The sequence below is a fragment of the Zestomonas ipomoeae genome, from assembly GCF_057128665.1.
Window position 1 is genome coordinate 110,739 of the sequence record NZ_JBSKHQ010000009.1, and the last position, 15,062, is coordinate 125,800.

Consider the following 15,062-nt stretch of genomic DNA (forward strand, 5'->3'; position numbering starts at 1 on the left):
GGGCGCTGGGATGTTCGCCTTTCCTCTCAACGGTGCGCCAGCAACAGGTCGGCGGCCTGCCCGGGGCGCCCGTCGCTGAACTCGAAGGTTCCCAGCTGGGCGATTTCGTCGTAGGCGCCGAGCGCCTGCTTGACCTGCTGCGCCTGCAAGTGGATGACGCCGACCCCGGCCTCCGCCAGGCCCTGGGTGTATTGCCGACCCTGTCGATCGAAGCGCAGCAGCAGCAGTTGATTGAAGACGCTGTCCTGGCGGTCGATGCGCCCGTCGCCGTTATCGTCGAAGCGGGCCAGTTCGGCGAAACCGTTGGCCGCGCCGTGCTGGTCGCCGAACAGTTCGCGGCCGTCGTCGATGCGCCCGTTGCCGTTGCGATCCAGTGCCAACAGAGCATCGTCGCCGGCCGGCGCGCTGATGCGGTCCTGGCGACCGTCGGCATTCAGGTCGAACAGCAACGGATCGCCAAGGCCGCGCGTGGCGAAGCCGTTGCCGGCCAGGTCGAGGACCAGCGGATCGCTCTTCTGCGGCGGTGCCTCGGCGTTCAAGTTGACGTCCAGCCTGCGTTGCTCCACCAGCACCTGCTCGAAGCGCCTGGCTTCGCTGGCGGCCTGGATGGCCTGGCTGTCGGCGGCAGCCGTTTCGTTCGCTGCGGTACTGACCGGGGCCGAAGGTTCCTCTTGTTCGATCCGCAGGGTGCGGCGCAGGATCTGGTAGTCGAGGGAATCGCGCAGCCCGGCTTCCAGGTCTTCGCTTGGCGAGCGATGTGTCGTCGGTGGGGCGTGGGGTGCAGAGATTGCGTCGAACATGGCTAACTCGTTGCGGCTCGGTGGCGCCGGCTCTGGCAGAATGCCGCTTTAGCCCGGTTATCGGCTGGCTATTGGCCATATTGAATACTTTTTGAGCACATTTCCCGATGAGTACTGAACGGCTTATGCCGAAAATCCGGGCCGAGCCCCTGGGGGCTGCCTACGCCGAGCCGGCTGCCCACTGGGCCGAGCGTCTCGCGTTGCCTGTGGGCGGCGAGGCGGACTTCGCCATGCAGGTCGGCGAGAGCGGCCTGCAGTTGGTGGAGCTGGGGCCGCAGGCGCCAGGGCCGGTGCGGGTGGACTTCGTCGAGGGGGCAGCGGCCCATCGCCGGCTGTTCGGTGGCGGCAGCGGGCAGATGATCGCCAAGGCGGTGGGAGTTCAAAGTGGCGTTCGCCCGAGTGTGCTGGACGCCACGGCTGGCCTCGGACGCGACGCCTTCGTGCTGGCCTCGTTGGGCTGCGAGGTGCGCCTGATCGAACGCCAGCCGCTGATTGCCGCCCTGCTGGAAGATGGCCTGTCCCGCGCCGCGGCGGACGCCGAGGTGGCGCCTATTGTCGCGCACATGCAACTGCTGACGGGCAACGCCATCGAGCTGATGGCCCGTTGGCAGGGCGAGGTGCCGCAGGTGATCTACCTCGACCCTATGTTTCCCCATCGGGACAAAAGCGCGCTGGTGAAGAAGGAGATGCGCCTGTTCCGCCCCTTCGTCGGTGACGATGCGGACGCACCGGCGCTGCTCGAAGCGGCCCTGGTGCTGGCCAGTCATCGGGTGGTGGTCAAGCGCCCGCGCAAGGCGCCGATCATCGACGGGCCGAAGCCGGGCTACTGCCTGGAAGGCAAGTCGAGCCGCTACGACATCTATCCGAAGAAGAAGCTGAGCGCCTGACGTCGGGCGCCGCGCTCAGTCGATGGACTCCGCCCGATAGGCCCGCAGGAACAGTTCCACCACGTCGCGCACATGCCGTTCGGCATCGTCTCCCACCTGCGGCCCGCAGCAGCCGATCAGCAACCGGAAGTGAGCACCGCCCTTGACCAGGCTGAAGAAGTGCTCAGCCGCCGCGTTGGGGTCTGGCACCCGCAGCTTGCCGCTCTGATCGGCCTTGCGCAGCAGGCTTTCCATCTCGTTGAGCACCCGTTGCGGGCCGGCCTCGAAGAACATCTGCGACAGCTTCGGATTCTGGGTGGCCTGGGTCACCATCACGCGGTGCAGCTCCACCGATTCGTGGCTGTTGATCAGCGCATTGAACCCGCGGGCGATATTCAGCAGCACCTTCTCGATGGGAGCGTCCTCCGGCAGGGCGAACACCGGCTCGGGCAGCTGCTCCACGCACTTGGCCTCTACCGCCGCGGAGAACAGCGTCTCCTTGTCGGTGAAGTGGCTGTAAACGGTGAGCTTGGAGACCCCGGCTTCCGTGGCGATGGCATCCATGCTGCAGCCGTCGTAACCGTTGCGCAGGAACAGGATTTTCGCGGCCTCGAGTATGGCCTCGCGCTTGGCGGGGTCCTTCGGACGGCCAGGGCCGCTGGGCGGCAATGTTTTGTTAGACATCTGCGTAGTTTTAATACTGGACTGGTGAGTTTGCTAATTTTACTATACCGCTCAGTATAAATATTCAAAAACCTTCTCCGCGAAAGGTCATTCATCATGTTCCGCCATGTCCTGCCCCTCGCTGTGCCCGTTAGCTTTGCCGTTCTGCTCGCCGCCTGTGGCAATGGCGAGACCGTTCAACAGCCGGTACGCCCGGCAATGGTGGTGCACCCGCAGCCGGCGGGGGTGATGATGGATGCCTTTCCCGGCGAGGTACACGCGCGCTTCGAGCCGGAGTTGGCGTTCCGCATCGGCGGCAAGGTGAGCAAGCGGTTGGTGGACGTCGGTGCCCGGGTCAAGAAGGACCAGGCACTGGCCGAGCTGGACCCGCAGGACGTGCGCCTGCAACTGGAGGCGGCGCGGGCGCAGATGGCTGCCGCCGAGGCCGACCTGCAGCTGGCGCGCGCCGAGCGCGATCGCTACAAGACGCTGCTCGAGCGGCAGTTGGTCAGCCGCTCGCAGTTCGACAATGCAGAAAACCGCTTCCGCTCCGCGGAGGCCCAGCTCAAGCAGGTTCGCGCCCAGTTCAACGTCGCCGACAACCAGGCCGGCTATGCCGTCTTGCGGGCCCCCCAGGACGGTGTGATTTCCCGCCGCATGCTGGAGGTGGGGCAGGTGGTGGCCGCCGGGCAGACGGTCTTCGTACTGGCCGCCGATGGCGAGCGCGAGGTGTCGATCAGCCTGCCCGAGCAGGGCATCGAGCGCGTCAAGGTCGGCCAGGAGGTCTTCGTCGAACTCTGGTCGCAGCCCGACCAACGCTTCACCGGCCGCATTCGCGAACTGTCGCCGGCCGCCGATCAGCAGTCGCGCACCTTCGCCGCCCGCGTGGCCTTTACCGAGGGCGATGTACCGGCCGAGCTGGGACAGAGCGCGCGGGTATTCATCAGTGCCGATGGCCAGGTACCGCTGTCGGTACCGCTCTCGGCGCTGACCGCAGAGGCCGGCGCGCCCTATGTCTGGGTGGTCGATCCACAGAGCTCCACCCTCAAGCGGACCCCGGTGCGCATCGGCGCCTACGGCGAGAAGAGCGTGCCGGTCCTCGAGGGCTTGAAGGCGGATGACTGGGTGGTCGCCGCCGGTGTGCAGGTGTTGCGCGAGGGCCAGCCGGTGCGTCCGGTGGACCGCGACAATCGGGCGGTTGAACTGGCGGCCAAGGAGTAACCCCGATGGGCTTCAACCTTTCCGCCTGGGCGTTGCGCAATCGCCAGATCGTGCTCTACATCATGCTGCTGATGGGTATCGTCGGCGCACTGTCCTACTCCAAGCTGGGCCAGAGCGAAGACCCGCCGTTCACCTTCAAGGCCATGGTGGTACGGACCGTGTGGCCGGGCGCCAGCGCCGAGGAGGTGTCCCGCCAGGTCACCGAGCGCATCGAGAAGAAGCTCATGGAAACCGGCCAGTACGAGAAGATCTTCTCGTTCTCCCGGCCGGGCGAGTCCCAGGTCACCTTCATGGCCCGCGATTCCATGCACTCCAAGGATATCCCCGAGCTCTGGTACCAGATCCGCAAGAAGGTCAGCGACATTCGCTACACCCTGCCGCAGGGTGTGCAGGGGCCGTTCTTCAATGACGAATTCGGCACCACCTTCGGCAACATCTATGCCCTGACCGGCGACGGATTCGACTATGCCGTGCTCAAGGACTATGCCGATCGCCTGCAACTGCAACTGCAGCGGGTCAAGGACGTCGGCAAGGTCGAGCTGCTCGGCCTGCAGGACGAGAAGATCTGGATCGAGCTGTCCAACGTCAAGCTGGCCACCCTCGGACTGCCGTTGCAAGCCGTGCAGCAGGCCCTTGAGGAGCAGAACGCGGTGGCTGCCGCCGGTTTCTTCGAGACGCCCAGCGAGCGCGTGCAGTTGCGCGTCAGCGGTCGCTTCGAGTCGGTGGAAGAAATCCGCAACTTCCCGATTCGCGTGGGCGACCGCACCTTCCGCATCGGTGACGTTGCCGAGGTCAATCGCGGCTTCAACGACCCGCCCGCCCCGCGCATGCGCTTCATGGGCGAGGATGCCATCGGCCTGGCGGTGTCGATGAAGAGCGGCGGCGACATCCTGGTGCTGGGCAAGGCGCTGGAGCACGAGTTCGCTCGCCTGCAGGAAACCCTGCCGGCCGGCATGCAGCTGCGCAAGGTCTCCGACCAGCCGGCCGCGGTGAAGGCTGGCGTCGGCGAGTTCGTCCAGGTTCTGATGGAGGCGCTGGCCATCGTGCTGCTGGTGAGCTTCTTCTCCCTGGGTGTGCGCACCGGCCTGGTGGTGGCGCTATCCATCCCGCTGGTGCTGGCAATGACGTTCGCCACCATGTACTACCTGGACATCGGCCTGCACAAGATTTCCCTCGGCGCCCTGGTGCTGGCGCTCGGCCTGCTGGTGGACGATGCGATCATCGCCGTGGAGATGATGGCGATCAAAATGGAGCAGGGCTTCGACCGCTTGAAAGCGGCCAGCTATGCCTGGACCAGTACCGCCTTCCCGATGCTCACCGGCACCCTGATCACCGCCGCCGGTTTCCTGCCGATCGCCACCGCGCAGTCCGGTACCGGCGAATACACGCGATCGATCTTCCAGGTGGTGACCATTGCGCTGCTGGCATCCTGGGTCGCCGCGGTGGTGTTCGTGCCTTATCTCGGCGCCATGTTGCTGCCGGACCTGGCCAAGTTGCACGCGGCCAAGCATGGCGGCAGCGAACAGGGCTTCGATCCCTACGCCACGCCGTTCTACCAGCGGGTCCGACGTGTGGTCGAGTGGTGCGTCAAGCGGCGCAAGACCGTGATCCTGCTGACCATCGGTGCCTTCGTCGCGTCGGTGGTGCTGTTCCGTTTCGTACCCCAGCAGTTCTTCCCGGCGTCCGGGCGCCTCGAGCTGATGATCGATCTCAAGCTCGCCGAGGGCGCCTCGCTGCGCGCCACCGAAGAGCAGGTCAAACGCCTGGAGGCAATGCTCAAGGACCATCCCGGCATCGACAATACCGTGGCCTACGTCGGCACCGGTTCGCCGCGCTTCTACCTGCCGCTGGACCAGCAGTTGCCGGCCGCGAGCTTTGCCCAGTTCGTGGTGCTGGCCAAGTCCATCGAGGACCGCGAGAACATCCGGAACTGGCTGATCGAGCGCCTGGAGAAGGACTTCCCCAGCCTGCGCAGCCGGGTCACCCGCCTGGAGAATGGTCCGCCGGTGGGTTACCCGATCCAGTTCCGCGTCTCCGGCGAGCACATCGAGGAGGTCCGTGCGCTGGCCCGCAAGGTGGCCGACAAGGTGCGCGAGAACCCCCACGTGGTGAACGTGCACCTGAACTGGGAAGAGCCGAGCAAGGTGGTGAAGCTGAAGATCGATCAGGACCGTGCCCGCGCGCTGGGCGTGAGCACCGCCGACGTGTCGCGCTTCCTGCAGAGTTCGCTGTCCGGTTCCAGTGTCAGCCAGTACCGCGAAGGCAACGAGCTGATCGAGATCCTGCTGCGCGGCACGCCCCGCGAGCGTCAGGACCTGTCGCTGCTGCCGAGCCTGGCGGTGCCCACCGATAGCGGCAAGAGCGTCGCGTTGTCGCAGATCGCCAACTTCGACTACGGCTTCGAGGAAGGCATCATCTGGCACTACAACCGCCTGCCCAGCGTGACGGTGCGTGCCGACATCTATGGCAAGGAGCAGCCGGCCAGCCTGGTCAAGCAGATCCTGCCGAGCCTCGAACCGATCCGCGCCGAGTTGCCGGATGGCTACCTGCTCGAGGTGGGCGGTACCGTGGAGGATTCGCAGCGCGGCCAATCCTCGGTGAATGCCGGCGTGCCGCTGTTCATCGTGGTGGTGCTGACGCTGCTGATGGCCCAGTTGAAGAACTTCTCGCGCACGGCCATGGTGTTCCTGACCGCGCCGCTGGGCCTGATCGGCGTGACGCTGTTCCTGCTGGTGTTCCGCCAGCCGTTCGGCTTCGTCGCCATGCTCGGCACCATCGCCCTGGCGGGCATGATCATGCGTAACTCGGTGATCCTAGTGGACCAGATCGAGCAGGACATCGAGGCCGGGCTGGATCGCTGGCATGCCATCATCGAAGCCACGGTGCGCCGCTTCCGGCCCATCGTGCTGACCGCGCTGGCCTCGGTGCTGGCGATGATCCCGCTGTCGCGCAGCATCTTCTTCGGGCCGATGGCAGTGGCGATCATGGGCGGCCTGGTGGTTGCCACCGCACTGACCCTGCTGTTCCTGCCGGCGCTCTACGCCGCCTGGTTCAGGGTGAAGAAGCCTGCCGCAAGCTGAAACGCAAAAAGCCCGGTCAATCGACCGGGCTTTTCATTTCCGCAGGAGCTTCCCGTCAGAGCGCGCCGAATACTTTCTTCGCCAGGCTGGTGGCGGCGCCGGCCGGATTTTGCCGAATGCTCGCTTCTTGCTTGGCAATGACCTCGAACAGGCCATCGAGCGCCTGCTCGGTCACATAGCCTTCGACATTCGCGCTCTTCGTGTCGATCACGCCGAATGTGGCGGCTTGGCCGGCGAAGGCGTTGTACTGCTGGGCCAGGCCGACCTGGTCGGTGGCGCGTTTGACGATGGGCAAAAACTGGCTGCGCAACTGCTCGCGGCTGGAGCGGTCGAGGTAGCGGGTGGCCGAGTCCTGGCCGCCGGCAAGAATGGCCTTGGCGTCCTGCACGGTCATCTTCTTCACCGCGTTCAGCAGCAGCGCCTGGGCCTGCGGTACGGCGGCTTCCGCGGCCTGGTTCATGCTGGCTTCGAGCTGCTCGACCTGGGCGCCCATGCCGAATTGCTTCATTTTCTTCGCCACCTTGCCGAGCTGGCCGGGCAGTTCGATGCGCACTTCCGGATTGGCGCTGAAGCCGCCCGGCCGGCCAAGTTGCTGCACGGCGATTTTCGCCCCCTGCGCCAGGGCATCGCGCAGACCGCCGGTGGCGTCCTGCTGGGTGAGATCGGCGAGGGAGAGGGCAAAGGCGCTGACCGAGAGGGTCAGGCCGGCGAGCAGGGCGGTGAGGCGCAACATGGCGGGCATCTTCCAGAGGGGACAGGTGTTGCGAGCTTAGCGGAGAGCCGGATCAAGGCAAAGGCATGGTGGCGATTGCCGCGGATTCCCGGCTCGCAAGCGGTGCGAACGCTCCGTTCTTTGGCGGGTGCCGTGTCGTTTCACAGGCGTGCCGCTGCCACGCCCGCGAGTTTGCCCTCCGGTGCCAGGCACTGGCTGAACAAATCGAGTGCTGGCCGATAGGCCGACGTCTGCACCTCCATCAGGCCAAGCACCGAATGGAACAGGTTGTCGTGCGACCAAGGTTTGTCTCGCAGACCCTCCAGGCAACGCGCCGGGAGGTTGGCATGTTGCTGGAGGTCCTGGGACAACCAGAGGATCATTGGAATATGCGTCTGTTCGCTGGGCGCCATGGCATATGGCAGGCCGTGCAGGTAGATGCCGCTCTCGCCCAGCGATTCGCCATGGTCGGACATGTACAGCATGGCGGTGTCAAACCGTCGGGCATTGGCCTTGAGCAGTTCGATGGTCTGCGCCAGAACGTGATCGGTATAGGCCAGGCTGTTGTCGTAGGCATTGACGATGCTGGCGATGGTGCATTGGTCCAGTTCGTTCTTGTCACATACGGGGGAGAACCTGGTGAAGTCGGTGGGATAGCGTTTGAAGTAGGCCGGCCCATGGCTGCCTTTCATGTGCAGCACGATCACCGCATCGTCGTCGAGAGTGTCCAGGTAGGCCTGGAGACCGTCGAGCAGGATCCCGTCATGGCATTCGCCGTCCTGGCACAGGGTGGGGACGTTTCCGTGCGAGAGGTCTTCGCTCGGCACCCGGTCGCACGCTCCCTTGCAGCCGGAATTGTTGTCCCGCCAGAGCACCTTGATGCCGGCGCGTTGCAGCACATCCAGCAGCCCCTCCCGGTTGCGCGCCAGCGACTCCTTGTAATCGCTACGGTCGACGTCGAGAAACATGCACGGGACCGAAATGGCAGTGGCGGTGCCGCAAGAGCTGGCATGGGTGAAGCTGATGACGCCTTCCTTGCTCAGCTCGGGGTTGGTATCGCGGGCATAGCCGTTGAGCGAAAAGTTCGCGGCTCGTGCCGTTTCGCCGACCACTACCACCGCCAGTCTTGGTTTGTCCCGGGTGGCCGTTTCACTGCGCCGCCGGGCATCGGCGCCAGTGACCTGCAAGGTGTCTGGCGTCTGGAGCTTTCGGCGTACATAGCCATGCATGGCAGACAGCAGGTTGGAGGGTGTCAGCAGCAGGCGGATCTCCCGGTGGTTGCGCACCAGCGAGGCATAGGACTGGTATTGCGTCAGGACGATGCCCAGCAGGCAGGCCAGCGCCAGCAGCATGCTGGCCAGCTTGGCGGTTAGCTCGCGCCGCCATCCGCGCCGCGAGACCCGCAACCGACTCAATACCACCAGTGGGGCTACCCCCGCGCACAACAGCCAGGCCAGCAGGTGCCAGCTCGTCAGCTCCAGCACTTCGCTGCGGTCGGTTTGCAGCACGTTCTCCAGCATGTCGTAGTCGATCACGATGCCGTAGCTGTTCATGAAGTAGCTGGCCGCCGCGCAGACCAGCAGCGACAGGCCCAGCACCCACTTGGTCGCACGTCCCCAGGCCAGCGCACTGAGCAGCAGATAGATCCAGAGCAAGGCGAACAACGGCAGGCTGAGCAGGAACAGCCAATTGTCGTTCTGCCAACCGTCGACCCCGTTCCAGACCACGCGCCAGAACGGTAGGTTGTCCCAGAGCAGCAGCCAGAGTGCGGTCAGCAGGATCAGCATCGAGCGGTTCAGATGAGACGTGCCCGGCGTCCGGGCGTTGGCATCGTCATGTTTCGAGTGGTCTGTTTGCACGGTATCTCTCAGCCGAGGCGAAGCAGGAGCGCCGGCTTGGCGGCGCGCGGAGCGGGTTGGAAACGTGTGGCGGGTCAGGTGCCGACCGTCATCGAGTTTGCTCAGGCCATGCTGGCAGCGGGTCTGGAATGGCCGCGCATCGCCCAGGCCACCAGCGCGACCAGCACTGCGGCGAGAACCGCCGAAGAGCCGATGGTGCCGAATCCGAGCCCGCCCTGTTCATGGGTCTTGCTGAGGAAATCGCCCAGCGTCGCGCCAAACGGTCGGGTCAGCACGAAGGCCAGCCAGAACAGCGCCACGGGCGGCATCAGGCGGCGCCAGTGCAGGACTGCAATCAGTGCCAGCAAGCTGCCGATGAGCGCCGCGCCACCTGCGAAGCCCAGGCCGGAATCGTCCGCGAGGTAATCGCCCAGCGCGGTGCCGAGGGTGTTGGAGAGCAGGATGGTCGCCCAGTAGAACAATTCCCCTTTGCGGCTAGCGATCCGATCGACCGACAAGGACTTCTCGCTCAGGCGCCAGACCAGCAGCGTCGTCAGCAACAGGCCGAGCAGAATGGCCGAGCCGCTGGCGTAGCCGAGGCCCAGGGTGCGGTCCATGAAGTCCGACAGCGTGGTGCCCGCGGTACTGGTGGCCAGGATCACGCTCCAGTAGAGCGCGGGGTGGTAACGGCGCGTCGCCAGCTGGCCCATCAGCGTGGCGAAAAATACGCTGAGCAATAGCAGTGTGCTCAGGGCATAGCCTATGTTCAGGGTCATCGACAGCAAATCGCCGGCGGTTTCACCCAGCGTGGTGGCGCAGATTTTCATGACCCAGAAAGCCAGGGTTATTTCAGGCAGTTTGTTCATCCGAAAGTGCTCGTAGGGGGAGGGACGAGTCGGCCCGGAGGCCGGTGTGACAGTGCGAGCACGGTAGAAGGCAGGGGGTGAAAAATCCGTCAAGGATTCATCAAGAACAGGTTGGTTTTCGGCGGCAGGGCAACCGTCTGCCGGATGGCACATCGAAGGGTATCGTGAGGCGGTCGGCGTGAGCCCGCGCCGGCCGCAGCTCGGTCAGGGAGCCGGGCCGGCGTCGGTGATAGCGCGCAGGCGGTAGGGGCCGTCTGCCAGGGCTGCCAGCTTGAACAGCCGATGTCGGCTCCGGTCGGCCGAGCCAGACCTGCAGCGCGTTGGGGTTGGTGCTGTTACCGCGCCCTTCGATCAGCTTGCTGTCGTGCACCGCCTGCCGGGTATGGAAGCCATCGTCCCTGTGGCTGAACGTCCACCGGTTCTCGGGCGACCTATCGCTTTGCAGTGAAAGAGGACATCGAGGGTCGCAAAGACCAGAACGGCAGGCCCGTAAGAACATGAATCCCGAGGGGCTGGCTAGAAAAGAATGCCGCCTGCACTAATGGCGATACCATTTCCTGGCACTAATCCCGGGTTGAACGACCCAGGCCGCAAACGCGGCCTGGGTTGTTTTTGCGGTGGGTATCAGACTGCCTCTGCCGTCTCTTCCGCCTGGTCCATTGCCACCTGGCGAATCGACAGGCGAATCTCCGCCGGCAGTACGCGCTTGGCGGCGCCTTCGGCCAGTTCGCTGAGCAGCGGATGGTGGCTGAGCTTGCCGGCTTCGTCCTGGCGCAGGACGCGCTGGTCGAGCAGGGTCTGGATGAAGTGGCGGAACAGGCTCTTGTCGAAGAATTCCGGGGCGTTGAGGCCGTGCAGGATCGACAGGCGCTGGGCCATCACGGTGCAGAGGTTCTCCAGTTCTTCGGCGGAGAGCACGTTCTGCCCGGCGTTGAGCAGCAGGGCGGTGGCCATGTAGAAGCGCTGCAGGGTCTGCACGATGGTGCGGGCCAGCAGGGTGAGCAGGACGAATTGCCGCGAGCTGGGTGCCGGGCGCACGTAGACGTCGTTCTCGAACTTCAGCAGGCCCTGTTCGATGAAGGCTTCCAGCCACTGGTCCACCACGGCGTCCAGCTCATCCACCTCGTAGCGGATGAACAGTTCGGCCTGCAGGTAGGGGTAGAGCGCCCTGGTATAGCGCAGGATCTGTTCGCGGCTCATGCGTGCACTGCTCTGGAAGAAGCAGGCCAGCAGCGCCGGCAGGGCGAAGATGTGCAGCACGTTGTTGCGGTAATAGGTCATCAGGACGGCGTTCTGCTCGTCCAGGTAGAGAATCTTGCCCAGGGCGTCCTTCTGCTCGGCGAGCAGGTCCATGCTCATCACGTAATCGATCAGGCTGCGGCCGTCGCCTTCGGGCAGCGTGGTGTGCTCGGAGTAGGGCACGCGGCGCAGCAGTGTCAGGTACAGGTCGAGGATGCGCGCCAGGGCGTTCTCGTCCAGTGCCAGCTTGCTGGTGGAGAGCAGGGCCAGGGCCACCAGGTTGACCGGGTTGATCGCCGCCGCCTCGTTCAGGTGCTGGGCCACGCGTTCGGCCAGGCGATTGGTGGTGTCGTTGAGCCAGGCAGGGCGGTACTGCGGCCCCAGGTCTTCCTGGCGCCAGCCCGGTTGTTCGTGGTCGAGGAATTCGTTGAGCTTGATCGGCTCGCCGAAATTGACCCAGACATGGCCGAAGCGCTGCTTGAGCGCGCCGATGACCTTGAAGATGTCGAAGATCGATTCCTTCTTCTTCGCCGCACCGCGCAGCTCGCCCAGGTAGGTGCGGCCCTCCAGCACGCGCTCGTAGCCGATGTACACCGGCACGAAAACGATCGGCAGGCGCGAGGAGCGCAGGAAACTGCGCAGGGTGATGGCCAGCATGCCGGTCTTCGGCTGCAGCATACGCCCGGTGCGCGAGCGCCCGCCCTCGACGAAGTACTCCACCGGGAAGCCCTTGCTGAACAGGCTGTGCAGGTATTCGTTGAACACCGCGGTGTAAAGCGGGTTGCCCTTGAAGGTGCGGCGCATGAAGAAGGCGCCGCCGCGGCGCAGCAGACCGCCGATCACCGGCATGTTGAGGTTGATGCCGGCGGCGATGTGCGGAGGGGTCAGGCCGTTGCGGAACAGCAGGTAGGACAGCAGCAGGTAATCGATGTGGCTGCGGTGGCAGGGCACATAGATCACCTCGTGGCCATGCACCACGTCCTGCACGCGCTCGATATGGTGAACCTTGATGCCGTCATAGATCTTGTTCCAGAACCACGACAGCACCACTTCGAGGAAGCGAATGGCGGTATAGGCGAAGTCCGAGGCGATCTCGTTACCGTATTTCAGTGCCTGGGCCTCGGCCTTTTCCGGGGAGATCTTCTCCCGTTCGACCTCCTCGGCAATCGCCTGGCGCACCAGCGGGCCGCGTACCAGGCCCTTCACCAGGTTGCGTCGATGCGACAGGTCCGGACCGATGACCGCCGCCTTCTGGTTGCGGAAGTGCACGCGCAGGATGCGGTTGACCATGCGCAGGGTGCGTTCCTCGCCCTTGCCTTGGTCGACCAGCTCGCGCAGATGGATCGGTGCGGAGAACTGCACGCGGGTCTTGCGGCCGAGGATCAGGATGCTGACCAGGCGCCGCAAACGCCCGGTAACCGCCCAGCTGTCGGCGAACAGCAGCTTCCACGGGCTGGTCTCGCGATCCGGCGACTGGCCCCAGAACACGCTGACCGGCACGATCTGCGCATCCTCGGCTGCGTCCTTGCCGATGGCGTCGAGCAGGCGCACCAGGGTCGGCGACACGCCGCGCTTGTCCTGCCGGCGCCCGAACCAGTCGGCTTCCGGCGCCAGGTAGAAGAACGCCGCCGGCTCGTCCAGCCCGGCGGTCACCACCGGCAGCACCGGCCGCGCCAGCCCGGCCTTGGTGCACTCGGTATCCACCACCGCCAGGTCGCTCATCGATGGTTGCTGCAGCACGTAGAACACCGGCTTGCCGGGGTCGAGCCGGAGGCTGAAGGCCGATTGATTGATGGTCTCCGAGCGAACCCAGAGGTACAGCAGGCGGCGCAGACTGCCGAAGGCGAGGCGGCGGAACGGGGAGCGGGTCATACGAATTCTGTGACTGAAAAAACGAGCATTTGCTCGGGGGCGCTAGTGTGCCGCATCCGTCGACATCCGGCAAAACCCCAGCGCCCGGCCGACAGGGCCTGGCAAGGGCTCGGCGTGGAAATGCGTTGCAACTGCAATGCCTTGCAATGGCTTCGGCCATCCCCATATAGTCCGGCGTCGTTGCAGAAGGCCCGGCCCGGTGCCGCCCTGGCGAACGGGTGGGCTTTTACCGTAATGGTGAGAGGCCATGATCGAAATAAAAAACCTGACCAAGCGTTTTGCACAACACACCGCCGTGGACGGGCTGTCCTTCAGCGTTCGCGAGGGGGAAGTGCTGGGATTTCTCGGCCCCAACGGCGCCGGCAAGTCCACCACCATGAAGATGCTCACCGGTTTCCTGGCGCCGACCTCCGGCACGGCGAGCATTCTCGGTTGCGATATCCAGACCGACACGCTCAAGGCTCAACGGCAGATCGGCTACCTGCCCGAAGGCGCGCCCTGCTATGGCGACATGCGTGTGCGCGGCTTTCTTGAGTTCATCGCCGAGGTGCGCGGTTATCGTGGTGCCGAGAAGCGCCAGCGGGTGGACCGGGCCGTCGCCCAGGTGGAACTGGAGAAGGTGCTCGACCAGTCCATCGAGACCCTGTCCAAAGGCTTCAAGCGCCGGGTCGGCCTGGCCCAGGCGATCCTGCACGATCCCAAGGTGCTGATCCTCGACGAGCCCACCGACGGCCTCGACCCCAACCAGAAGCATCAGGTCCGCGGGCTGATCCAGAGCCTGGCCAAGGACAAGATCGTCATCATTTCCACCCATATCCTCGAAGAAGTCACTGCGGTCTGCACCCGCGCGGTGGTGATCGCCAATGGCAAGCTGGTGGCCGACGGCACGCCGCTGGAGCTGGAGAGCCGCTCGCGCTATCACCAGGCGGTGACCCTGGTGGCGGAGGGCGAGCTGGACCAGGCCGCCCTGAGCGCCCTGCCGGGTGTCGCGGGGGTCGAGGAAAACCCCATCGACCATAGCCTGACCCTGCTGGCGCAGCCCGGCCAGGTGATCTTCCCGCAGGTCAATGCCCTGATTCATCAACGCGGTTGGAAAGTGAAGGAGCTGGACGTGGAGCGCGGCCGACTGGACGAAGTGTTCCGTAACCTGACCCGGGGGGTGGCGCTATGAAGCAGCTGTCGGTGATCTTCAAGCGCGAGCTGGCCAGCTACTTCGCCACGCCGCTGGCCTATGTGTTCATCCTCATCTTCCTGGTGCTGTCCGGGGTCTTCACTTTCTACCTCGGCGGCTTCTACGAGCGTGGCCAGGCCGATCTGGCGCCGTTCTTCAACTTTCACCCGTGGCTCTACCTGTTCCTGGTGCCGGCTATCGCCATGCGCCTGTGGGCGGAGGAGCGCAAGGCCGGCACCATCGAGCTGCTGATGACCCTGCCGATCACCCGCGCCGAAGCGGTGCTGGGCAAGTTCCTCGCGGCCTGGGCTTTCGCCGGCATCGCCTTGTTGCTGACCTTCCCGATGGTGTTCACCGTCAACTACCTGGGCGAGCCGGACAACGGCGCAATCTTCACCGCCTACCTCGGTAGCTGGCTGCTGGCCGGCTCCTACCTGGCCATCGGCTCGTGCATGTCGGCGCTGGCGAAGAACCAGGTGATCGCCTTCATCCTCACCGTCAGCGTGTGCTTCCTGTTCATCGTCAGCGGCTTCCCGCTGGTGCTGGATGCGTTCAATGCCTGGGCGCCGCAATGGCTGATCGACGCGGTGGCCTCGCTGAGCTTCCTGATTCGCTTCGATGCCATCAGCAAGGGCGTGATCGACCTGCGCGACCTGCTCTATTTCGTCACCCTGATCGCCGCCTGGCTGGCCGCCACCGCCGTGGTGGTCGACTTGAAAAAGGCTGACTGACCT

At 64.9% G+C, this 15,062-nt stretch carries 11 protein-coding genes; 5 read left to right on the forward strand and 6 right to left on the reverse strand.

The window, feature by feature from the left end; translation table 11 throughout:
- Window positions 1–26: 26 nt before the first annotated feature.
- Entirely contained in the window at window positions 27–800 is a 774-nt protein-coding gene (locus tag ACWKV7_RS12105) for a hypothetical protein (protein WP_483857921.1), read from the reverse strand.
- A 125-nt stretch (window positions 801–925) separates the two neighbouring features.
- On the opposite strand from ACWKV7_RS12105, the gene ACWKV7_RS12110 reads away from it, so the two are divergent.
- Complete coding sequence (locus ACWKV7_RS12110; protein ID WP_483857922.1) at window positions 926–1,687, forward strand: class I SAM-dependent methyltransferase; 762 nt, start codon at window positions 926–928, stop codon at window positions 1,685–1,687.
- A 15-nt stretch (window positions 1,688–1,702) separates the two neighbouring features.
- Here the strand turns inward: ACWKV7_RS12110 and ACWKV7_RS12115 are convergent, their stop codons facing one another.
- Complete coding sequence (locus ACWKV7_RS12115; RefSeq protein WP_483857923.1) at window positions 1,703–2,350, reverse strand: TetR/AcrR family transcriptional regulator; 648 nt, start codon at window positions 2,348–2,350, stop codon at window positions 1,703–1,705.
- 96 nt (window positions 2,351–2,446) lie between these two features.
- On the opposite strand from ACWKV7_RS12115, the gene ACWKV7_RS12120 reads away from it, so the two are divergent.
- The gene (locus ACWKV7_RS12120; protein ID WP_483857924.1) at window positions 2,447–3,550 is read left to right on the forward strand and encodes an efflux RND transporter periplasmic adaptor subunit; all 1,104 of its coding nucleotides are present in this window, start codon (window positions 2,447–2,449) and stop codon (window positions 3,548–3,550) included.
- A 5-nt stretch (window positions 3,551–3,555) separates the two neighbouring features.
- Entirely contained in the window at window positions 3,556–6,630 is a 3,075-nt protein-coding gene (locus tag ACWKV7_RS12125; RefSeq protein ID WP_483857925.1) for an efflux RND transporter permease subunit, read from the forward strand.
- 55 nt (window positions 6,631–6,685) lie between these two features.
- On the opposite strand, the gene ACWKV7_RS12130 is transcribed toward ACWKV7_RS12125, so the two are convergent.
- From ACWKV7_RS12130 to plsB, 4 genes are all read right to left on the reverse strand, one after another.
- Window positions 6,686–7,363 carry a DUF4197 domain-containing protein gene (locus ACWKV7_RS12130; RefSeq protein ID WP_483857926.1) on the reverse strand — a complete coding sequence of 226 codons (678 nt, stop codon included), beginning with the start codon at window positions 7,361–7,363 and terminating at the stop codon, window positions 6,686–6,688.
- Between the two features lie 140 nt (window positions 7,364–7,503).
- On the reverse strand, window positions 7,504–9,201 hold the full coding sequence (locus tag ACWKV7_RS12135) for a phosphoethanolamine transferase (RefSeq protein WP_483857927.1): 1,698 nt from the start codon (window positions 9,199–9,201) through the stop codon (window positions 7,504–7,506).
- A gap of 101 nt (window positions 9,202–9,302) precedes the next feature.
- Entirely contained in the window at window positions 9,303–10,046 is a 744-nt protein-coding gene (locus tag ACWKV7_RS12140; protein ID WP_483857976.1) for a COG4705 family protein, read from the reverse strand.
- A gap of 624 nt (window positions 10,047–10,670) precedes the next feature.
- Window positions 10,671–13,157 carry a glycerol-3-phosphate 1-O-acyltransferase PlsB gene (gene plsB, locus ACWKV7_RS12145; protein ID WP_483857928.1) on the reverse strand — a complete coding sequence of 829 codons (2,487 nt, stop codon included), beginning with the start codon at window positions 13,155–13,157 and terminating at the stop codon, window positions 10,671–10,673.
- A 247-nt stretch (window positions 13,158–13,404) separates the two neighbouring features.
- Here plsB and ACWKV7_RS12150 point away from each other — a divergent pair, with 247 nt between their 5' ends.
- Together ACWKV7_RS12150 and ACWKV7_RS12155 are read left to right on the forward strand one after the other, a co-directional pair.
- Window positions 13,405–14,328, forward strand: a complete 924-nt coding sequence (locus tag ACWKV7_RS12150) for an ABC transporter ATP-binding protein (RefSeq protein ID WP_483857929.1) — start codon at window positions 13,405–13,407, stop codon at window positions 14,326–14,328.
- On the forward strand, window positions 14,325–15,059 hold the full coding sequence (locus ACWKV7_RS12155; protein WP_483857930.1) for an ABC transporter permease subunit: 735 nt from the start codon (window positions 14,325–14,327) through the stop codon (window positions 15,057–15,059). The genes ACWKV7_RS12150 and ACWKV7_RS12155 overlap by 4 nt, the downstream gene beginning before the upstream one ends.
- Window positions 15,060–15,062: the final 3 nt, after the last annotated feature.

Excerpts from the sequence above, each read along its gene's own strand:
- ACWKV7_RS12105 (WP_483857921.1), bottom strand. The coding sequence starts at position 800 with ATGTTCGACGCAATCTCTGCACCCCACGCCCCACCGACGACACATCGC.
- ACWKV7_RS12110 (WP_483857922.1), top strand. The coding sequence starts at position 926 with ATGCCGAAAATCCGGGCCGAGCCCCTGGGGGCTGCCTACGCCGAGCCG.
- ACWKV7_RS12115 (WP_483857923.1), bottom strand. The coding sequence starts at position 2,350 with ATGTCTAACAAAACATTGCCGCCCAGCGGCCCTGGCCGTCCGAAGGAC.
- ACWKV7_RS12120 (WP_483857924.1), top strand. The coding sequence starts at position 2,447 with ATGTTCCGCCATGTCCTGCCCCTCGCTGTGCCCGTTAGCTTTGCCGTT.
- ACWKV7_RS12125 (WP_483857925.1), top strand. The coding sequence starts at position 3,556 with ATGGGCTTCAACCTTTCCGCCTGGGCGTTGCGCAATCGCCAGATCGTG.
- ACWKV7_RS12130 (WP_483857926.1), bottom strand. The coding sequence starts at position 7,363 with ATGTTGCGCCTCACCGCCCTGCTCGCCGGCCTGACCCTCTCGGTCAGC.
- ACWKV7_RS12140 (WP_483857976.1), bottom strand. The coding sequence starts at position 10,046 with ATGAACAAACTGCCTGAAATAACCCTGGCTTTCTGGGTCATGAAAATC.
- plsB (WP_483857928.1), bottom strand. The coding sequence starts at position 13,157 with ATGACCCGCTCCCCGTTCCGCCGCCTCGCCTTCGGCAGTCTGCGCCGC.
- ACWKV7_RS12150 (WP_483857929.1), top strand. The coding sequence starts at position 13,405 with ATGATCGAAATAAAAAACCTGACCAAGCGTTTTGCACAACACACCGCC.
- ACWKV7_RS12155 (WP_483857930.1), top strand. The coding sequence starts at position 14,325 with ATGAAGCAGCTGTCGGTGATCTTCAAGCGCGAGCTGGCCAGCTACTTC.